The sequence below is a fragment of the Bdellovibrionota bacterium genome (assembly GCA_040386775.1).
In the GTDB taxonomy this organism is placed as follows: Bacteria; Bdellovibrionota; Bdellovibrionia; order Bdellovibrionales; family JAEYZS01; genus JAEYZS01.
In genome coordinates, this window is record JAZKEU010000009.1 from 26,491 (window position 1) to 47,148 (window position 20,658).

Sequence of the window (20,658 nt, forward strand, 5' to 3'; positions counted from 1 at the left end):
CGGTTGATTGTTTAATATATTTTGAAGGAATTTTTAAGAACTGGACTTCGGTCTACTAAGACTCTGGTGCAAAATTTTGAAGCGGTCCCTTGGGTTTAGCGGGATACTTATCTTCCTTGGGTGGTTGAGAAAATTGCGCAAGGCTCTCTGCCGCAAGGTTAGCAAATTGACCGTATTGAGATAACCACGCAAGCTTTGCTACTCCTGTTGGTCCGTTTCTTTGTTTACCAATAATAATTTCCGCAATACCCTTCGCGTCTGAGTTTTCTCTTTCGTAGTAATCATCACGATAAATCATCATGATAACGTCTGCATCTTGCTCGATAGAGCCCGATTCTCTCAAATCTGAGAGCATTGGTCTTCTATCTGATCTGCCCTCAACTCCACGATTGAGCTGTGCGAGGGCAATCACTGGAACTTTTAATTCCTTGGCAATTGCTTTTAATGTTTTTGAGATTTCCGATACTGCTCTTTCTCGGCTTTCTACTTTTTGCTTTAAATCCATCAACTGAAGATAATCCACCATGATGAGATCTAACCCATGCGTGGCCTTCAGTCTTCTACACTTCGCACGGATCTCAAAGGGGCTAATACCTGAGGTTTCATCAATGAACATTCCTGATTTACTGATGATGCTCACCGTATTGATAAGTTTTGGCCAACTTGAATCTGGAATTTTACCCACTCTCATGAGTGACATATCGATTTTTGATTCAGAAGCCAGCATTCTCAACATCAACTGCTCTTGACCCATCTCCAGAGAGAAATAGGCCACTTTTTTGCCCTCTCTGATCGCCGCATGAGTGGCAATGTTTAAGCTGAATGCTGTCTTACCCATAGAAGGACGAGCCGCAATAATCGTTAATTCGCCCGGCTGAAATCCTGCTGTCATTTTATCAAGCTCGGTAAATCCAGAGCTCACACCCGTAATGGCCGCGCCCCCGGAGTTATAGAGCTCGTCGATTCTTTGCATATTGAGTTTTAGAATTTCATTGGCTGGAATCAATCCATCCACTTTTTTCTTTTCGGCAATGGAGAAGATTTTTGATTCGGCGTTATCTAGAAAGGTACCGATATCCTCGTAATCGCCGTCGTAAGCTTTACCAACTAATCCTTGGCACTCAGTGATGAGTTTTCTTAAAATTGCTTTTTCCGCCACGATTTCGACGTAACTTTTTAAGTTTGCCGTCGTTGGAGTTTGGTTGAGAATCTCAGCCAAATAAGCTGATCCCCCAACTTGATCCAATTCATCTTTTTTCTTTAGAAGTTCCGATACCGTTAAAATATCAATGGGCTGACCCTTGATATTCAATTCTCTGAATGTGGAATAGATAGTCCGGTGTGCATTTTTATAGAAGTGTTCTTCCGAAATGGTGTCATTGACTTCATCCCACTTTTCAGGCTCTAGCATGATGCTGCCTAAAACCGATTGTTCTGCTTCAATGTTATGTGGTTGAACTCTTAATTGCAAAAAACCCCCTCGAGAAACCGTTTCTTTAGAACTTAAGCGCGTTCTACAGAAACTAGAACTTCCGCCTCTAGGCCTTCACCGAAGCTTACAGTTGCTTTATGTTGACCAAGAATTTTGATGCTGTCCTCAAGGATAACGTCTCTTCTATCAACTTGGAATCCTTGCTTCTCAAGTTCGCGAGCGATATCGCTTGCGCCAATAGAACCGAACAATTTGTCTGTCTCAGAAGCGTTCATTTTGAATGTTACAGTTTTGCCTGACATTTTTTGTAAAATTTCTTTTTTCTCGCCTACTGCTTTTTTCTTTTTAGAATCTGCCATCTTTTTGATGTGTTCAAATTCTTTAACTCTTCTTTCGGTTGCTTCACTTGCTAATTTCTTTGGAAATAAAAAATTTCTTGCGAAACCTGTTGCAACATTAACTAGTTGACCAATTTTTCCTACGTTTTTTACATCTGATTTTAAAATAACTTTCATGGATTTATCCTTGTTTAATTTTTTTATTAGCCCTAATTCTTTTAATCTATTTTCATAATGCTTTTTTAGAGATTTTATTCCTAAAATTCAACCAAAAATCCAATATGCCGAGGCAAATAGGCAATAGCAATTGAGCAATGAATATAAAGTACACGATCATTTTAAGCAACGAACCAAAATTCAAATTTTCCATTAAGAACGACAGAACCGAAAGTCCTTGAAAAAAATACAGCAAAAGTGAGACATTCAGAACATTTAATGCGGCTTCCTGTAATCCCGGAACTGGCGTCTTTAAGAATGAAAAAAGAAGCGAAACGATAATCACCCAAATGAATACATCGGGAGTTCTAAAATTTTTTATCTCAATTTGGGCTCTCAATGTTCCCATTCTTCTTTGCGCTCTAGAATCGAATAGAACTGCGATCCAAAGATTTAAAGCTAAAAGCGTAACAATGAGAGAGGGAACCTGATGCGTGAGAGTCTCAAGAGTGATACTCATCTCGCCTATAACTGTTTTCGCTTGAATGAAATAAAATTCTACCTGAGTTGAAATCCAGCCCCAGAATTGCGCACCTTCTTTAAAGTGCACCCAAAGGAAAAGGATAAAGAAAAAGGCCGCCGTACTTGATAGAACTGCCACTACGCTTTTTAGCAAAATGTTTTTTTTCTCCATTGCTACGAAGACTAGAATCAAAATAGATGTACACAGAATCATCAACGCTAACATTTGAGCTTTGAAGTAAAGCGCAATCGTTATCGTTAAGAGCTGGAGGAAAATAAAGTTGAGTGTATCCGCGGTTCTTCTCAGGAGAAGCAGCGGGGCCCCTCCGAAAATTCCCGTGCTGAGAGTTAAAATCACGCACGAGAGTTGTAAGAATAATGCGGAAAATATTTTTTCCTTAGAGATCATTGATGTCGATTATACAGACGGTCTCATTTGTCTTTGAGCGCGTGCTTTTTCGAAATTCTTTTCTCTTTCTTTTTCACGAGCTTGAGCTGCGCTTAAAGAATCTTTGAATTCTTGAACGTGCTTCGTAAGATCAGTTCCATCTTCTAGCTTAACGTGAACGAATCTTAACACATCATCGTTAATTCTCATTGTACGCTCTAACTCAGCAACAACCTGAGTGTTTGCTGTGAAAGTTGTATGGAAGTAAATGCCCGTTTTTTCTTTTTGGATTGGATTTCCAAGGCGTCTTTTGCCCCAAGTATCGATGTGGGCCATCTCACCCTTGAAAGATTCGATAATTTGTTTGTTTTTTTGAAGTAGGCCTTTTTGCTTTTCTTCAGTTGTATCAGATTTCAAGATAATTACTGATTCGTATGGACGAATAGTTGTGACAGTTTTAGCCATTTTAACAGTTCCTTTTGGTTAAAGCCCCATCTCTACGGGTGGAGCAAGGTTTTTAAAGAATGACTTTTATGCCACGAAACTGGTCTTTAAGGCAATAGAAATGATGGATAATTGATATATACTTAAGTATATGGATTTATACATAAAAATCACATCTGGAACACGCGTAGGAGATGTCTTTAAGCTTCAACCAGGAGTTACTCTGGGAAGATCTAAGGCTGATATCCATTTGAAAGACTCGAAAGCCTCTTTGGTTCACGCAAAAATTGTCGAAGAAGATGATGCTCTTTTTTACCTAGATATGAATTCTACAAATGGAACTATGGTTGCAGGCCGGGGAATTAAAAAAGTAAAATTGATTCCTGGTCTCGTCATAACGATCGGGGCTACCAATTTAGAAATCGTAAGCGAATTTGATATTAAAAAAACTTCCGAAGTGAATTTGAGCGAATGGCGCGAGGCACTTTTCAATTTCACGCAAAAATTAAAAACAGATCAGTCTCTCGTTGAGGTGACACCTTTTGAAAGGTGTATCACCGTAGATGTAAAGTCTGGCGTTCAAGCGGGAACGGGATGGATTTTGGGTTATGGTCCAAGAAAGCTTGGACCGGGATCTTCTGATTTGTGCATTTTAGACGATACTCTTGAGGAATTCTGTTTAGAAATCTCGCAGAGCGAAGAGGGTCATGTGATTATTGAATCTGTTGGGGAGAACCCCTTTATCATTGATGGTAAAAAAAGAATTACCGAAATTTTAAAAAATAGATTAAAGATACAGGTCGGAAACACAATACTGGAAGTTGGATTTTTAGAATGAAGCAATTCGAAAAAAAAGTAGGAACATTTAAAAGCTTTGATGGCACCGAAATCTATTACGAAGTTCGCGGCCAAGGCAAACCTTTAGTTCTTACTTACGGCATTGTTTGCCTCATGAATCATTGGCATCACCAAGTGAAACATTTTAGCGAAAATTATCAGACTATTCTTTTTGATTTGCGAGGACATCACAATACGCCGATCCCACTTGATCGCGAAAACTTATCTATGGATGCTATCGCTCGAGACATTCCTCTTTTACTCGAACATTTAGGAATTGAAAAAGCGAGCTTCTGGGGACACAGCTTTGGTTGCCAACTTTTAATTCGCGCTTATGACATGAATCCAAAAATGTTTGAAAATTTAATTTTGATCAATGGTTTTGCCAAAAATCCACTCACAAAAACATTTGGCGTAGAGGCTGTTCACCAAGCTTTCTCGATTGCAAAGCAAGGTTACGATCTTTTGCCAGAGACTGTTTCATACATATGGAAAAAAGCCGTAAAGAATCCCGTCGCTATGAGAATTTCTGCTCTTGCCGGGGGATTCAATCTCAATCTCACAGGCTTTCAAGACATTGAAATTTACGCGAAAGGCGTTGCCAACGTCGAAGCAGATATTTTCTTAACTCTTTTTGAGCAAATGATTAAGTATGATGGTAGCGGTACTCTAGATCGTATCGAGTGTCCTACTTTAATCATCAGCGGACAAAAGGATGCGGTAACTCCCGTGCAATTCCAAGAAGATCTACACAAGAAAATCAAAGGCAGCGAGCACATCATTGTTCCCCACGGAACTCATTGCACTCAACTTGATATGCCTGATTTTGTAAATCTTAAAATCGAAAAATTTTTTAAAGAAAATAAATACTAAAATTATTTTTCTGCTCGCCGATTTGATCTTTTACAAGTATATGCACACCACCACAGGTGGAATTGCTTTTTTTCAGTTCTCAAAGCCTCTTGAATCGCGGTCAGCTGACTGAGCTTGGCAGAGTCTCCAAAGTACTCGTATTGGTACTATAAGTGCTTGATTTTATTGTTATTTTTTAAAATACCTATAGGGGTTATATAATAAATCTAATATATCAATCAACTGTCCATTGTTGATAAATATTCGCTAATTGTAAACGGATTTCAGAAATTAAATGTGGGTTTGTTTTTGCACTTATTAATTGTATGATAAGTAGAAAGCTATTAGCTCTTGGCTATTTAATTATAGTGTTACAAGTGTGTATATCTTCTATACACACGTTAGCTGCAAATGAGCTGTGCTCTCCGTTGTTCGCTGAAAAGCAAGCACCGTCTCTACCAATAAACGTACTTAATAATGCTGAAATCACAAGGATTAGGGCTAAGGGGCATACCGTTGTAGATAAGCTCAACGGCTATCAAGTCAGAAGTGGCCAAAGAAAAATCGTAGTGAATAATCCCAATGTCATCTTGCTATTAGGTGAGATTGCTTCACACCCGCGAGTAAATATTCGCTATACGGATACATTTTTTGCTCGGGGCGGGCCATTTAGAATTGGACAAGGGGAAAGAGATTTATACCGTTTTTTTAGAACATTACTAAATCGTTCAGAAGCAACGCAAATTTCAAGTTTACAGCAGTATTTGGCTCGTCTGAATTCTGGTGGCGCAGAGCTATTGATGTTCTTTTCAGAACATCTACTAAAGGATAAGCCAATTATTATTAACTCAAATGGAAATTCACAGACTGTTCGATTTCTGCAATTAGATCCAAAGTCAGGATATGTTTTAATTGAATATTTAGTTTCAAAAAAGCAAGAGCGGATTCCTGGTGCAATATTTTATGAGCGAATGAGCAGAGAAGAGCGGGATAAGCTTGGATATAACTTTGATGTGTTGCCAGAATCTGAATGGTTCAGAAGTATTGGTAAAAAAAGGACAGGAAAAAACGGCTATATTTACATAGCAGAATTAAAAAATGATGTTCCTGTAAATCCCTACCCTAATAAAATGTTTGAAATTGATCAGCATGAAATCCGAGAGTTTTCGAATGGTGTTTACTATAACGGGCTCCCAGTTTTAACGACAGTTACATCGAGGTTTCCAAATTTTGCGAGGACATTTGGTATCAAGACTTTTCAAAAAAATAATCGTATTATCATTCAGTATCCAGATGTAGCATTAATTAATGAAACACTGAATGCACTTCCTCTGCATAGAGCCACGCCGGTAAGATTAATATCAACCAGTGAGTTTGAATCGATCCCTTTAATGACCTTTGCAAAAAGTTGGGCTAGAGAAGGGAAGAGTTATATTGCCGAACAAGGTACTGGTCATTTTCATGATGTTTCATTACATCTTACAGCATATCTAGCCATCTCAAGGGAAATAGTTTTAGCTAATCGGTCTCATTTAGATTTTTGGATTCAAATAACTGAACATCCGCTTTTACAGAAAAATAAATCTTTGCAAGACTTCGCTCAGAAGGCCATCCAAACTTGGGCCCAAGACTTTGACAATTTGACCGGGCGGTTTCTTGAAAAGATTCAAGGAGCTGATACTGATGCCAAGATCAATTCTGTTTTAGAGAATTATTTAACAAACTTGAATCTCCAAAATGGCAAAGACATTGTGCTAAACTATTATGAGAACAGCTCTGCTCCTTGGGCCAAAATCCTTGCGCTAAGTAGAGAGGATATGGAAATTATTCAAGAGATTAATACTCTAGCTAAGCAAATCCCTACAGCGGATATTCCTGAGCACGTCAAAAAGGCGCGACAACAGCTGTTTCTACCATAGATTATCCCGCTTCAGGTTCTTCCAGTTTAAATTCGAGTTGTTTTAGTTCTTCAGAAGATTTCTTCTTGAAGATCGATTCAACGTTGGATCCCGCAGCTTTTTGTTCTGCTGGTGACTCTCTGTTCAAGAAAGAATCCAATGTGGCGTCGCCACATTCCTCTTCTGTTTGATAAATTTCTGGAATTTGTAGGTCCACGTTATAAGCTTGTTTTGCTAAATACTTAATGAACGCGGCTTTACTGCTTGGAGTGGAGTTTGCGTTGAAACCCATCTCTTCCATGATATCCCCGATCTTTTTCATAAAAACCTCTTGTGTTCTTATCGGTTAGGGCTATGGATTGTTTACTTAAGATGTGTTTTAACTAGATGTAGTCATTGATGCGTTCTTCTCCCATTTTAGACAGAGTGATGTGAAACTTGGGTTAAATAATCATGTAACACGCGATGTTATGAAAAAACTAGCCCTCGAAAACACTAGATATAGTATTTCAGTGCTGAGATGACACCTAGATATGTGGATAAGTATGTGAGTCATGTGGATAGTTTTGCTTTTTGACCCCACAATTGTTTTGACATAGTCTGGGCTCCGTTAAAATTACAAAATTTCGCGGAGGACTGAATGAATATTTTAGTTTGTATCAAACAAGTTCCTGATACAGAAACAAAAATTAAATTGGGCGGAACAGGTATCGACACAGCCGGTATCAAGTGGATCATGAATCCTTATGACGAATTTGCAGTTGAGGAAGCTTTGAAATTAAAAGCTGCAAAACCCGAAACACAAGTTCACGTGTTAACTGTTGGACCAAAGGCTCGCGCCGTAGAAGCTCTAAGAACTGCTCTTGCAATGGGCGCTGATGAAGGAGCGGTTATTGATGCTCCAGAAACTTTGGATAATTACAATATCGCAAAAGCAATCGCGGCGGCTTCAAAAACTCTTGGCGAATTTGGAATTTTACTCAGCGGAAAATCTGCCATTGATGACAATAACTTTTCTGTGGGTCAAATGGTCGCAGCCTTTTTGGACATTCCACATGTAACTTCAGTTTCAAAAGCAGATTACACTGAAAAAGGTGCTTTGCTTGAAAGAGAAATTGAGGGCGGTGCAAAAGAAATTATCGAAGTAGAATTCCCTGCGATGATCACAGCAAACAAAGGATTAAACACTCCAAGATACGCATCTCTCCCGGGAATCATGAAGGCAAAGAAAAAGGTGATCAAAGAATTAGCTCTGACAGATTGTGGTGTTGATGTTGCAAACATAAAAGTGAAATACACAAATTTTGAACTTCCTTCCGATAGACCGCCAGTACAAATGATCTCGGGCGAACCACAAGAACAAGCACAAAAACTCGTACAACTTCTAAGACAAGAAGCGAAGGTGATTTAGTATGGCAAAAATTTTAGTTTTTATTGAATCGGCTAACAATAAGATCAAAAAGAGTTCTTTAGAATTATTAAGCGCAACAACTGGAAACGAAGTTGCGGCAATTCTCATTGGAGATAATGTTTCAACTGTAGCTCAAGGATTGAAAAACTATCCCGTGCAAAAAGCGTTTGTTTTTAACAACGCGGCTTTGAAAGATTACAATTCTTCATATTATTTTTCATGCTTTGAACAAGCGATCAAAAAATTCTCTCCAGATTTGGTTTTAGCTTCAGGCTCAATGGCGGCTAAAGATTTACTCCCCCGAGTAGCTGCAAAATTTGACGGCGGCATCGCGGGTGATTGCGTCGGTTTAAAAATCAGCGGAACAAAAGTTGAGGCCAGACGCCCACTATACTCTGGAAAAGTTCTCGCAACTGCTGAGTTTACAGATGCCTCTAAAATTAAAGTTGTTCTTATGAGACCAAATCAACTTCCTCAACCAGCAGAAGGTGCTTCAAATTGCGAAATCACTGAGGAGACCTTCACTGCCCCTGCGACAAAAGTAAGAGTGAAAGAAGTTGTTAAGAGTTCGTCTGCAAAACCAGATCTTACAGAGGCGGGAGTTATTGTTTCCGGGGGACGCGGCATGAAGGGTCCCGAGCACTTTAAACTTTTAGAAGATTTAGCTGAAACGATTGGCGCAACCGTTGGTGCATCAAGAGCCGTTGTTGATGCTGGATGGGTTCCACATGCAATGCAGGTTGGGCAAACAGGTAAAACTGTAGCACCAAATCTTTATATCGCAGCTGGAATTTCTGGTGCGATTCAACATATGGCTGGAATGGGTTCAAGCAAAGTGATCGTGGCCATCAACAAAGATCCTGAGGCGCCGATCTTCAAAAAGGCAACTTACGGTATCGTCGGCGACGCTTTCGAAATTCTTCCGAAACTAAAAGAAGAGTTTTCCAAATTATTGAGTCACTAATGTGGAATAAGATCAAACCTACTCTGATTGCTATTTTAGTTTTTGTAGTTTATCGGGTTTGGTCTTTCACTTGGAGATTACATCTCCACAAAAACGAAGAGCTTGAATCGGACATCAAAAATGGTGTCCCTATTGTTTTTGCTTTTTGGCATGGTCATGAACTTGCCATGATTGGTTATTCAAAACATTATAGATTTGCGACGATGACCTCCGTCAGCTCCGATGGACAACTCATGGGAAAGGTTTTGAATTGGATGGGCGCAAAGACCTCTAAAGGTTCTTCCTCTAGAAATGCTGTTCAAGGCTTAAAGGGTCTTATCCGTCTTGCAAAATCAGGATGTATTCCTGTGGTTCCTGTCGACGGACCACGTGGACCAATCTATGAACCAAAGCCCGGTGTTTTTGAACTCTCAAGACTTTTGAATGCGAAGATTTATCCGGGAGGAGCGGCAGCTTCATCTAGTATACTTTTTAAAAAAAGCTGGAACAAAACTTTCTTGCCTCATCCTTTTGCTAAAGTTTCTCTTCATTGGGGAAAACCACTCGCACCTGTCACCAAAGATCTTGATCCGAGAGATCCTGAACTTATAAAAAGACTCAAAGATGCCATTAATGCCGCTGGTCAATCCGCGCTCAAAGAAATTGCACAGAACTCCTAGATAGAGGATACTTTTTTCGTATCTTTTGTAACGGATTTCCGATGTTTTTTCTGTGGAGGATTTATGTCTTTTTTCAATAAATTAGCTGTTGTTGCGAGTTCCATTTTGGTTCTCACTTTTACAATGACTTTGTTGGCTCAAAACGACGATGTTGTTGCTGTCGTTGGCAACAAACAAATTACTAAAAAAGAATTCAACGACAAGTACAAAGAAGTTGTTTCTAAAGCTTTCAATCCTCCAACTAAAGACTTATTCCTTGAAGACTTGGTGAGATACGAAGTGGGCGTAATGGAAGCTCAGAAGAGAAATCTTGGTGATGATCCTATCGTTCAAGAAAGAATCAGACAGGTTATGTACATTGATCTGGTTGAGAAAGAAATCGGCAAAAAAGCTGATGCCATCACTGTAAGCGAAAAAGAAATGCAAGCTTACTATGCAAAGAATCCTGAAATCCGCACAAGTCACATCCTTGTGGAAGTAAAAGAAAATGCAAGAAAGTCAGAAAGAGATGCAGCTAAGAAAAGAGCTGCTGAAATATATAAAGAAGTTTCTACTAGCAAGAAACCTTTCGAGCAACTTGTGAAGCTTTATAGTGATGATGTTATCTCTAAGAAAAATGGTGGAGATATTGGTTGGCACTCTTCTACAACTCTACTCCCAGAGTTTTACGTGGCCGCGCTTAAGCTCTCTGAGGGGCAGCTTTCTCCTTTGGTGGAAACAAAGTTTGGTTTTCATATCATCAAGCTCACTGGGAAAAAATCTTATAAGGATGCAGACAAAGTTCGCTTGAACGGTGCGGTTAAAGAATCAAAAAAGCGCTTATTGTTTGACGAATTTTTTGGGAAATTAAAATCAAAATACAATGTGAAGACATACACCCAAAAACTGTAAGGGCTTCACTTAGTGCGTAGCTAAGGCTACTTAGGTAAAATGAAAAAACAAAAGTATCTCGTCATTCTATTCTGGGGAGGAGTTTTAGCTCTTCTCTTTGTAGGGATCATTCTTTACTTTGATCTTCACAAAAGAAATACGCTTGCAGATACTGTTTTGGTTCAAGTTAATAACGACAGGCTGACGGCAAGAGAGTTTTCGGAAAAACTCGCGAGCAACCTCGAGAGCTACGATACTCTTCTCGCCAAAGATACCCATGTTGTAGATTTTGCTAAAAATAAAATTGTTGAGGATTTTGTTCACTCTTCTCTCATTACTAGCTGGGCTGAGAGAAATTCCATTGAGGTTTTAAACTCCGAAGTGGATGCTGAAGTTTCAAAAATTCGAGCCAACTACCCAGATGAGGCTTCCTTTAAAGAGGCTCTCAACTCCTCACAAACCTCTCTTAAAGACTGGGAGAATCAAATCAAGAGCAAGCTTCTGCAGAAAAAGGTTTTTCAGAGTCTTGCGCTAAAAACACAAGTTCCTACAGATGAAGAAATTAAATCTTTCTACAATACAAACCGTGAAACCTTTAAAGAAAGACCTCAGGTTCGCATTAGACAAATAGTTTTTGATAATGAAGATGCAGCTAATAGGCTCTATCACAGTATCACGCCGTCAACTCAGCTTGCAGATCTTGCAAAAAAATACTCCGTCGCCCCTGAAGCTAAAAATGGTGGTGACGTCGGCTGGATTGAACAAGGAACGTTAGATATTTTCGACAAAGCTTTCAATATGAGAGTAGGTCAACGCAGCGGTGTATTAAAAAGTCCCTATGGATTTCATATCTTTGAGGTCACTGGAAAAAAGGCAGAGCAAACATTGTCTTTTGAAGAAGTGAAAGAGCGCATTTCAAGAACGCTCAAAGGAAACAAAGAACAGGCTATCTATACAGCTTGGCTCGAAGAACAATTGAAGGTCTCAAAAGTGCTAAAAAATACTGAGGCAATAAAATCTATTCAGGTAAAACCCTTAGGAGAATAGACATGAAGTTTTTTATTTTGATTTTAATTTCTTTTATTGGCGCTAACGTCCAAGCAGAAACTGTGGATAAAATCGTGGCCATTGTGAATGATGAGATCTTAACTCTAAAAGATATTGAAAATTACAAAAGGCAACTTCAAAAGGGTAAGTTTGTTGATGATTTACTTATTTCTGATAAAGAAAAAATCTTAAAAGATCGTAACGCTCTAATTGATCATATGATCAACGAAAGACTTATTGACTCTGAAGTCAAAAGACAAGATCTCTCTGTTACCGTTGAAAAGGTAGATCAAGAAATAAAAAAAGTTTCTGACGGCAACAAAATGACTCGTGCTCAATTGATCGCGGCGCTCAAGGCTGAAGGTATTTCTTTTTCTGATTACCAAAACTTTATAAAACAGCGACTAGAAAGACAGGCATTAATTCAAAAAACCATTTCTTCAAAAATTAAAATTACAGATGATGAAATTCAAAACTATTACATGAATAACTATAAGGGAAACAGTGTTACAAGCTATGAGTACTCTTTGGCCCATATTCTCTTCCTCCCTAAAGGTGGAGACAAAGAAGCAGCCAAATCTCGTGCCGAAAGTGTGCTAAAGAAGCTGAGTGCCGGAGAATCTTTTGATAGCTTAGCTTCTCAATTCAGCGAGGACCCTAATTTTTCTAGCGGGGGATTTCTTGGCAATTTTAAAAGTGGAGAATTCTTGAAAGAACTTGAAACCTCAGTTCAAAATTTATCTGTCGGTGCAAATACTGGGGTTGTTCCGACAAAATTTGGTTACCATATCGTAAAGCTTATTTCTAAAAAAATCGTAAAAGACTCTGTTTTTGAATCTAAGAAAAAAGAAATTCAAAATATTCTTTATGAAAAGGCTTTCGCTCAGCAATTTAAATTTTGGATTGAAGAGAGAAAGCTAGGATCCTTTATTAAGATCAATAAGTAGTAGAAAGTGAAAAGAATTTTAATTACAACGGGTGACGCAGACGGAATTGGATTTGAAGTAACTGCCAAGGCCCTGAACAAAATCGGCCCAAAAAAAAATGTTCAATTTTATTATTACAAAAATCCTTTAACTGAAAAAAAATATCTTTCTATCATAAAAAAGAAATTTAAAATTAAAAAATTTTCTAGCATAGAAGATGCTTTAGGTGAAAGTCCTCAAGACAAAACTATATTCGAAATAGAAAGTTCTAGCAATCCTGCGCTTTGTTTTGAAGAAGGCGTTAAATATGCTAAAAATAAATTCTTCAATGCTATCGTTACTGCTCCGCTCTCAAAAGAATTGATTCAAGAGGCTGGGCTTTCGGACCGTGGTCATACAGATATTATGAGAAGAATTTTAAACCAGGAAAAAAATATCTATATGGCTTTTATTGGAAATCTTTTTTCTCTAATCTTGGTGAGCGATCATCTCTCTATTCGAGATGTGCCCTCGAAAATTTCTAAAGATCATTTATTGGATATTTTTTCTAGCGCCGATGCTTTTTTGAAAAACTTAAAATTACCCAAGAACAAACAGCGTATAGGTGTGTTGGGCTTAAATCCACATGCAGGTGAAATAAAAAATCTCGGCTTTGAGGATCGTGAAATTATAGCCCCCGCAATTCTATCTGCACAAAAAAACAAGTTTCCAGTTTTTGGCCCTCTCGTTCCAGATGTGGCTTTTCAAGATTCGCATTATCAAAAGTACGGTGTTTTTATTGCCATGTATCATGATCAAGGCCTTATACCTTTTAAAATACTTCACAAAAAACAACATGGTGTACAAGTTTCATTGAATACACCATTTGTTAGAACCAGCGTAGATCACGGAACGGCGAAGGATATTTTTGGCAAAGGAAAAGCTGACGCCGGATCCATGATTAAAGCTATCCAAACCGCGCTAAAGTTAGTATAGTATTTAGTCATCTTATCTATATTTTCCGGATCTTCCTCCGGATGCATTCTGAAGGGAACTTATATGATTATGAATCCTGTTATTTTCAGAGAGTACGATGTTCGCGGCGTTGTTGGCGAGCACTTCGATGCGGACTTTGCTTACACTCTCGGAAGAGCTTATGCCTCTTTACATTTTTCTGTTCTTCAAAAAAAATCTCCAACAATTGCCATTGGACAAGACGCAAGACTCTCTTGCCCCAAGCTCGTTGAGGCTTTGGCGAAAGGTCTTCAAGACTCTGGATTCAATGTAAAACTATTGGGTCTCGTTACTTCACCTATGACTTACTTTGCCACATTCTTTTATAAAGATATCGATGGCGGAATCATGGTCACCGGAAGTCATAATCCTCCGGAGTACAATGGTTTTAAAATTTCTATCGGTAAAAATACACTTTATGGTGCTGATATTTTAAAACTTTTAGAAATCATTAAAAGTGAAAAATACATCAAAGGCGCTGGAAAAATTGAAACTTTAGATATTTTTCCAGATTACATAGATCGTTACAAAAAAGAATTTGGCGATCTCTCTGGTTTAAAAATTGTTTTGGACTGTGGCAATGGCGCCGCAGGCGTTATAGTGAGAAAGCTTTATGAAGCTTGCGGAGCAACCGCGACAATTCTATTCGAAAATCCTGATGGTACTTTCCCAAATCATCACCCGGATCCAACCGTAGAGAAAAATTTAGTGGATCTTAAAAAAGAAGTTTTAAAACAAAAAGCTGATGTTGGAATTGGTTTTGACGGTGATGCCGATAGAATTGGTGTCGTTGATGAAAATGGAAAAATGATTTTAGGCGATGAGCTTATGGTCCTTATCAGTCGCGCAGTCATCAAAGACAATCCTGGCGCCAAGATCGTAGGTGATGTGAAGTGTTCGCATAGACTTTATGAAGATGTAGAAAAACATGGTGGTAAAGCCATCATGTGGAAAACAGGACACAGCCTTATTAAGCAAAAAATCAAAGAGGAAAAGGCTCCTTTTGGCGGTGAACTCAGCGGGCATATTTTCTTTAATGATAGAAACTATGGATATGATGACGCTCCATACGCAGGTCTTCGAGTAGTTGAAATCTTAAAGAAGGCGGGAAAACCTTTCTCTCATCTTTTAAGCGATCTTCCTAATGCTTTCTTCACTCCAGAAATCCGTATTGATACGACTGAAGAAAAAAAATATCAGATCGTTGAGGCTATTAAAAAGAAATATTTAGATACAAAAAACGCAACGGTACTTACTATTGATGGTATTCGTGTACAGTTTAGTGATTCTTGGTTTTTAGCAAGAGCTTCCAATACACAACCCGTAGTGGTTTTGAGATTTGAAGCGACCTCAAAAGAAAAGCTTGAGGTTTTAAAAGATGAAATCGAAAAAATAGTGAATCCATTATTATAAAAAATAAGATCACTAAAATTGAATTTGATATTATGGACGAAGGTAAAGACGGCATCCTTATTAAGGGAGCGAGAGAGCATAATCTTAAAAATATTGATCTCTTTATCCCAAGAAACAAACTAACCGTTATCACTGGAATCAGTGGTAGTGGGAAGTCGACTATTGCATTTGATACTATCTATGCTGAGGGACAGCGTCGCTATGTCGAGGGTCTTTCGACTTATGCTAGACAATTCTTAGAACAACTCAAGAAACCGGATTTAGATTCTATCACTGGCTTATCTCCGACCATTTCGATTGAACAAAAAACTACCGTCGCTTCTCCAAGATCTACCGTGGGTACGATCACCGAAATTTATGATTATTTCAGGCTTCTTTTCAGTAGAATTGGAAAACCAGTATGTCCAGATCATGGGGTTGAGCTTAAAAAATTAGATCTAGAAAGATTGATCGATGAGACTCTAGCTCTTAAAGAAGGAACAAAGATTCACATTCTTGCTCCGGTTTTTAGAAACAAAAAAGGTGAGTTTCAAAAAGAAATCGAGAGCTGGCTAAAAAAAGGCTTTGTCAGAGCAAAAATTGATGGCGAATATTATGAACTTGAAAACCCACCGAAACTTTTAAAAACGAAAACTCACAATATTGAGCTGGTTATTGATCGTTTAATCATAAAAAAAGACTTAAGACCACGGCTTGTGGAAAGTTTAAATATTGCGCTTAAGATGGCAAAAGGAACTGTTGCCATAGAAAATATCTCAGACAACAAATACCATATTTACTCCAAGGATTCTTCGTGTCCTATTTGTCAGTATTCTCCTCCAGAGATCGAACCAAGATTATTTAGCTTTAATGACCCTCGTGGCTATTGCCAGACGTGCCATGGCCTCGGAACCGTAGAGGACGAAGAAGCCGAAGAGTACGACGAGGACTCTGAGGACTCTGAGGACGCAGAAGCCCTCTTTGAAGAGGGCGATACTTGCCCTGACTGCAAAGGCTCTCGATTAAGAAAAGAAGCTATGTATGTTTTGGTGAATGAAAAAAATATTCATCAAACAAGTATTTTATCTTTTGATAACCTTTTAAGTTGGATTAATGAACTTTCGCTTTCTGAGCGAGAGAAAAAGATTCTTCATAAATTGATTTTTAAAATTAATTACAAAGTAAATTTCTTGTTGCGACTTGGTCTTTCCCATTTGAGCTTATCAAGATCAACTAGATCTCTCTCCGGCGGGGAGGCACAAAGGATCCGTCTTGCAAATCAGCTAGGTTCTCCGCTCGTCGGCGTCCTCTATGTTTTGGACGAACCAAGTATCGGTTTGCATGCTAGGGATCATCATGAGCTCCTGACTGCGCTCAACGAATTAAAGGACAAGGGTAACACCATCATTGTTGTTGAGCACGATGAAGAAACCATTATGGCCGCAGATTATGTTGTAGACATTGGCCCGCGTGCTGGAAAGTTCGGGGGAGATATAATGGCTCATGGAACTCCCCAAGAAATTGAACGAGCGAGTGGAAGCCTTACTGGAAGATATCTTTCTAGAAAATCTGTTGCTTATACATTACGAGTAGAAAAAAAATTCTCTGAATTCTTGAGTATTGAGCATGCAACCGGAAATAATTTAAAAGATGTTTCCGTAAAAATTCCTATGAATGCCATGACAACAATCACCGGGGTTTCGGGTAGTGGAAAGTCCACTCTTATTATAGATACTTTGTTTAAGTATCTATCGAATAAATTTTATGTGAGAGATTATAGGCCGGCGCCGTTTGATAAAATATCTGGTTTCGAAAAGCTCTCTGGTGTCATCGAAATCAATCAAAAACCGATCGGTAGGACGCCAAGATCAAACCCCTCTACTTATACAGGACTATTCTCTCTCGTTAGAGATTTATTTGCACAGTTACCAGAATCTCGTTTGCGCGGATACAAGCCGGGTCGATTTAGTTTTAACGTGAAAGGTGGAAGATGTGAGGCTTGTCAGGGTGGCGGACAAGTCAAAGTCGAAATGCATTTCATGGCAGACGTTTACGTTCAGTGCGATGTTTGTAGTGGGGCGAGGTACAATCCAGAAACTCTCAATGTAAAATTTAAAGAAAAATCCATCGCCGATGTTTTGGCTATGAGCATTGGGGAAGCTTTGGAGTTTTTTGATAAGCAGCCTTATATTAAACAAAAATTAGAAATCTTAAACGTCGTAGGGCTTGATTACTTAACATTGGGCCAAAGTTCTATCACTCTTTCTGGTGGCGAGGCACAAAGAATAAAACTTTCAAAAGAACTTTCCAAAAAAAGAGCTGGGCAAATTTTATATATTCTTGATGAACCTTCTACTGGGTTACATTTTGAAGATACAAAAAAATTAATTGAACTTCTGCATAGACTTGTTGAGCAAGGACACACAGTACTTGTAATCGAACACAACATGGATGTGATCGCCTCTAGCGATCATCTCATTGATCTTGGGCCGGACAGTGGCGAAAAAGGCGGAGAAGTTGTATCTGAGGGACATCCCAACTTTGTGATGAAAAATAAAAAATCATACACAGGCATATTTCTTAAAAAGCATTTAAGGTCTTAAAATATTTTTCTATTGAGATTGTCAACTTTCCTCCACGTGGTTTGAATAAATCTAAATTAGCCTTCTTCTAATTTCTTATGGTACCAATCTAAAAATTTTATTTAACCCTTCTGGAGGCAATCATGAATTACATACTGTTTATTATATTTCTTCTCGGATCCTTTGCTATGGCAAACGAAAAAACTCTGGGGATCGTAAGGATTAAAAATACTCAGCCTGTAAAATACCATACTGCTACTGGAAAAATTATTCCAGATTCTCAGAATACAATTTTAAGAATTCAAGATATTGCTTATGACGAAACAAAACCAGGTAAGGTTGCGCTCGTTTCCACGAAGGGAGATAGATACGATGCCTTGATGGTAATATTTAATAAAGCAGACAGTAGAAATACTGTTCCTCAAAAATTTGGAGAATATTTATATAATAACCACGGGTTTCAAATTAATGTTACTCAGGATGATCTCGAATTTGATTCAACAACTTATTTATCAATATTAAAAATAGACGCAGAAGATATAGTACTAAAGAAAAATTCCAATTCTAATGCCGTCTCTCTGCGAACTATTGTTTGTCCAATGAGAAGAGATTGGGATTGGAATCCCTGGACTCCTGACATCTTAGTGCGCACCAAGTGCTTATAATTAAATTTTAATCTTTTATATCGTAAGAACTACAGCAAAAAAATTAAAGCTTATTGTAAATACTTTATCTCATTTCAACTGAGGCCACTTGCTTAAAAAGCGTAGAATTTATTTTTCTGTAGATATAATTAGTATTTAAGAACACTATTGTATTTATAAATAATTAATGTCCTTGTTAATTAATATAAAATACATATTTTTTTAAAAAATTTTCTCCTATTCCTTACTATAACAAAAACATTTTTTGGAGGAAATGATGAAAAAAGTATTTTTAGTGATAGCCACAATGTTTTCAATTGTTGGCTTATATGAAGTTTCTGTTGCTGGTCCAAAATATCGAACGGAATTCATTCAATGTGGAAGCGAAAATTATAAATATAGAGAGTGCAGTGCTTCTTCAGTTAGAATGGTTGTAGAGGCAAGACTATCTCAACAACATTCTAAAACTTCATGCCGAAAAGGTAGCACTTGGGGCTATGGTCGACAAGGAATTTGGGTAGATAAGGGTTGCAGAGGGACCTTTGAAGTTTCAGGAGTATCTCTTTAACATTAAGTAGATAATTCTAAAATAAAAACCCAAAGTGTACTGAGCACTTTGGGTTTTTACATTTTTCTTCTATTATTGATAGTCTTAGAATTTGCCGATCAACATGAAAGCGATAACGAACGCATAGATCACTAGTGACTCGATAAGAGCAAGACCAATGATCATTGGTACAAACAATTTACCTTGAGCCGCTGGATTTCTAGCAATACCGTCTAGAGCCGCTTGAGCTGCTTTACCTTGCCCAAGAGCACCACCGAAAGCAGCAATACCGATTGCAAGAGCAGAAGCAAGACCTAGCATTCCTGCGCTTGAAGAGTTAGCTGCAGCTTCTTGAGCAAACGCTGGAAGTGCAAACATAGAAAGAGCGATAACTGTAAAAATTCTTTTCATTTTATTTTCTCCTTTTAGAAAATGATTAATGATGGTCGTCGTGTGCTGTCGCCATGGATACGTACACCATGGATAACAACGTAAAAACAAATGCCTGAACAAAACAAACGAAAAGCCCAAGGAGATAAAATATCACTGGGATTCCGACTGGAACTAGATCTGTGAAAATACCAAGAACGGTATGGTCACCAACCATGTTTCCTCTTAAACGTAACCCTAAGCTCATCGGGCGTACGGCGTGCGAGATCAACTCGATCACAAACATAAGAGGTAACAACAATAATAATGGAGAAAGATTTAAAGGTAAATGCCCGGTGAATTGCTTGATGTAAGCTCCGCCATGCTCTTTGATCCCAAGTGCCGTGTAGGCCACAAATGTAAAAAGACCCACCGCAAGTGTGGTGTTAAAATTATCTGTAGCCGGAGTCATTCCTGGAACCAAGCCCATAAGATTATTCACAAGAATATATAAGAAAATTGCGCCGAACATAGGAACATATTTTTTCCCGTGAGGGCCAACAACTGTATCTACAAGTCCATTGATAAATTCTGTTAATACTTCTGCAAGGGCCTTCACTGAAAATTTATCAGCAGGATCAAATGTAGGATTTTTTTTGTAAGCGATATAAGCTATCAAACTGAAAAGAGTTAAAAGGAGAGTTACAAAAGCTGCCGTTGCGACGTGACTGTAGTGGTGTCCTACCCCAGGAATTAATTGCATCCAATTAAAATGTGTCATTTTCAAATCTCTTTCGTTTTCCTGAGCCATTGCTCTGGATTTTTATTGTCCGGGTTCTTCTTTTTTTAGCTGCTTCCAATACAAGAACATTAGTCCTGCAATCGATGGAAGAAGTATGCTCAGGCCCACCACAAACCAAGAAACCATCAAATACTTTGAGGTCACAAGGAAGTAAAGTCCGAGTCCAAAAATAGTGTATTTAAATATAATGAGGATGAAGCTTAGGGCAACAGATTTTTTCCTAAAAAGTCTTGATACTATGAAGACCAAAAACATGGTGTTTATCGTGGCAAATGCAGCTCCCGCAAAGAACGAAATTCCTTCGGTTCTCCCTGCAACCATATGAATAATGATCGTAAAAAGTAAGCTCAATGAAATTTGAAGTGTAAAAAGAGCTTTTAACATGTTCCTACCGTAGGTTTTTGAAGGCTTGCATGAGATGAATAACCCAGATGACCAATGCAAGCACGGCGCCGCAAGCCACACCAATCCCTGACCAACCCATCTGTTGATCAACATAATACCCTGCGTAAACTAACGACACTACAAGTGCCACAAGTTCAAACACCAATCCTAAGAATATAAGGTATTCGCGCTTACCCATTA

The 20,658-nt window shown here is 38.4% G+C and carries 23 protein-coding genes; 14 read left to right on the forward strand and 9 right to left on the reverse strand.

Annotation, left to right across the window (positions count from 1 at the left end; translation table 11 throughout):
* Positions 1-55 precede the first annotated feature (55 nt).
* Genes dnaB through rpsF form a run of 4 tightly spaced genes read right to left on the reverse strand, consistent with a single transcriptional unit; the run spans position 56 to position 3,301 of the window.
* Positions 56-1,471, reverse strand: a complete 1,416-nt coding sequence (dnaB, locus tag V4596_04480; GenBank protein MES2768381.1) for a replicative DNA helicase — start codon at positions 1,469-1,471, stop codon at positions 56-58.
* A 32-nt stretch (positions 1,472-1,503) separates the two neighbouring features.
* Complete coding sequence (rplI, locus tag V4596_04485) at positions 1,504-1,947, reverse strand: 50S ribosomal protein L9 (protein MES2768382.1); 444 nt, start codon at positions 1,945-1,947, stop codon at positions 1,504-1,506.
* A gap of 52 nt (positions 1,948-1,999) precedes the next feature.
* Positions 2,000-2,857, reverse strand: coding sequence for a DUF2232 domain-containing protein (locus V4596_04490; protein MES2768383.1), 858 nt, complete (start codon positions 2,855-2,857; stop codon positions 2,000-2,002).
* 9 nt (positions 2,858-2,866) lie between these two features.
* Entirely contained in the window at positions 2,867-3,301 is a 435-nt protein-coding gene (gene rpsF / locus V4596_04495; GenBank protein ID MES2768384.1) for a 30S ribosomal protein S6, read from the reverse strand.
* Positions 3,302-3,431: 130 nt separating this feature from the next.
* Here rpsF and V4596_04500 point away from each other — a divergent pair, with 130 nt between their 5' ends.
* The 3 genes from V4596_04500 to V4596_04510 all read left to right on the forward strand — a co-directional run bounded on the left by V4596_04500 (position 3,432) and on the right by V4596_04510 (position 6,888).
* Positions 3,432-4,118, forward strand: coding sequence for an FHA domain-containing protein (locus V4596_04500; protein ID MES2768385.1), 687 nt, complete (start codon positions 3,432-3,434; stop codon positions 4,116-4,118).
* The gene (locus tag V4596_04505; GenBank protein ID MES2768386.1) at positions 4,115-4,990 is read left to right on the forward strand and encodes an alpha/beta hydrolase; all 876 of its coding nucleotides are present in this window, start codon (positions 4,115-4,117) and stop codon (positions 4,988-4,990) included. Before V4596_04500 ends, V4596_04505 begins: the two co-directional genes overlap by 4 nt.
* 305 nt (positions 4,991-5,295) lie before the next feature.
* The gene (locus V4596_04510; protein ID MES2768387.1) at positions 5,296-6,888 is read left to right on the forward strand and encodes a hypothetical protein; all 1,593 of its coding nucleotides are present in this window, start codon (positions 5,296-5,298) and stop codon (positions 6,886-6,888) included.
* 1 nt (position 6,889) lies between these two features.
* Here the strand turns inward: V4596_04510 and V4596_04515 are convergent, their stop codons facing one another.
* Positions 6,890-7,189 carry a hypothetical protein gene (locus V4596_04515; GenBank protein ID MES2768388.1) on the reverse strand — a complete coding sequence of 100 codons (300 nt, stop codon included), beginning with the start codon at positions 7,187-7,189 and terminating at the stop codon, positions 6,890-6,892.
* Positions 7,190-7,507: 318 nt separating this feature from the next.
* Between V4596_04515 and V4596_04520 the strand changes: the two genes are divergently transcribed.
* The 11 genes from V4596_04520 (at position 7,508) to V4596_04570 (ending at position 18,923) form a co-directional block, all read left to right on the forward strand.
* Positions 7,508-8,278: an electron transfer flavoprotein subunit beta/FixA family protein gene (locus V4596_04520; GenBank protein ID MES2768389.1), complete on the forward strand. Its 771-nt coding sequence runs from the start codon at positions 7,508-7,510 to the stop codon at positions 8,276-8,278.
* A gap of 1 nt (position 8,279) precedes the next feature.
* Positions 8,280-9,242: an electron transfer flavoprotein subunit alpha/FixB family protein gene (locus tag V4596_04525; protein MES2768390.1), complete on the forward strand. Its 963-nt coding sequence runs from the start codon at positions 8,280-8,282 to the stop codon at positions 9,240-9,242.
* On the forward strand, positions 9,242-9,901 hold the full coding sequence (locus tag V4596_04530; protein MES2768391.1) for a lysophospholipid acyltransferase family protein: 660 nt from the start codon (positions 9,242-9,244) through the stop codon (positions 9,899-9,901). The genes V4596_04525 and V4596_04530 overlap by 1 nt, the downstream gene beginning before the upstream one ends.
* A gap of 63 nt (positions 9,902-9,964) precedes the next feature.
* On the forward strand, positions 9,965-10,792 hold the full coding sequence (locus tag V4596_04535; protein ID MES2768392.1) for a peptidylprolyl isomerase: 828 nt from the start codon (positions 9,965-9,967) through the stop codon (positions 10,790-10,792).
* Between the two features lie 39 nt (positions 10,793-10,831).
* The gene (locus V4596_04540; protein ID MES2768393.1) at positions 10,832-11,818 is read left to right on the forward strand and encodes a peptidyl-prolyl cis-trans isomerase; all 987 of its coding nucleotides are present in this window, start codon (positions 10,832-10,834) and stop codon (positions 11,816-11,818) included.
* A 2-nt stretch (positions 11,819-11,820) separates the two neighbouring features.
* Positions 11,821-12,765, forward strand: a complete 945-nt coding sequence (locus V4596_04545) for a peptidylprolyl isomerase (GenBank protein ID MES2768394.1) — start codon at positions 11,821-11,823, stop codon at positions 12,763-12,765.
* Positions 12,766-12,771: 6 nt separating this feature from the next.
* Positions 12,772-13,719, forward strand: coding sequence for a 4-hydroxythreonine-4-phosphate dehydrogenase PdxA (locus tag V4596_04550; GenBank protein MES2768395.1), 948 nt, complete (start codon positions 12,772-12,774; stop codon positions 13,717-13,719).
* Positions 13,720-13,782: 63 nt separating this feature from the next.
* Entirely contained in the window at positions 13,783-15,150 is a 1,368-nt protein-coding gene (locus V4596_04555; protein MES2768396.1) for a phosphomannomutase/phosphoglucomutase, read from the forward strand.
* A 32-nt stretch (positions 15,151-15,182) separates the two neighbouring features.
* Entirely contained in the window at positions 15,183-17,732 is a 2,550-nt protein-coding gene (gene uvrA, locus V4596_04560) for an excinuclease ABC subunit UvrA (GenBank protein MES2768397.1), read from the forward strand.
* A gap of 122 nt (positions 17,733-17,854) precedes the next feature.
* Positions 17,855-18,376, forward strand: a complete 522-nt coding sequence (locus V4596_04565; GenBank protein ID MES2768398.1) for a hypothetical protein — start codon at positions 17,855-17,857, stop codon at positions 18,374-18,376.
* 256 nt (positions 18,377-18,632) lie between these two features.
* Complete coding sequence (locus V4596_04570) at positions 18,633-18,923, forward strand: DUF3011 domain-containing protein (protein ID MES2768399.1); 291 nt, start codon at positions 18,633-18,635, stop codon at positions 18,921-18,923.
* Between the two features lie 84 nt (positions 18,924-19,007).
* On the opposite strand, the gene V4596_04575 is transcribed toward V4596_04570, so the two are convergent.
* Genes V4596_04575 through V4596_04590 form a run of 4 tightly spaced genes read right to left on the reverse strand, consistent with a single transcriptional unit; the run spans position 19,008 to position 20,656 of the window.
* A complete protein-coding gene (locus tag V4596_04575; protein ID MES2768400.1) occupies positions 19,008-19,313 on the reverse strand; it encodes an ATP synthase F0 subunit C in 306 nt (101 codons plus the stop codon).
* Between the two features lie 25 nt (positions 19,314-19,338).
* The gene (atpB, locus tag V4596_04580) at positions 19,339-20,052 is read right to left on the reverse strand and encodes a F0F1 ATP synthase subunit A (GenBank protein ID MES2768401.1); all 714 of its coding nucleotides are present in this window, start codon (positions 20,050-20,052) and stop codon (positions 19,339-19,341) included.
* A gap of 42 nt (positions 20,053-20,094) precedes the next feature.
* Complete coding sequence (locus V4596_04585; GenBank protein MES2768402.1) at positions 20,095-20,457, reverse strand: hypothetical protein; 363 nt, start codon at positions 20,455-20,457, stop codon at positions 20,095-20,097.
* Between the two features lie 4 nt (positions 20,458-20,461).
* Positions 20,462-20,656 (reverse strand): hypothetical protein, encoded by a 195-nt coding sequence (locus V4596_04590; GenBank protein ID MES2768403.1) that lies wholly within the window; start codon positions 20,654-20,656, stop codon positions 20,462-20,464.
* Positions 20,657-20,658 lie beyond the last annotated feature (2 nt).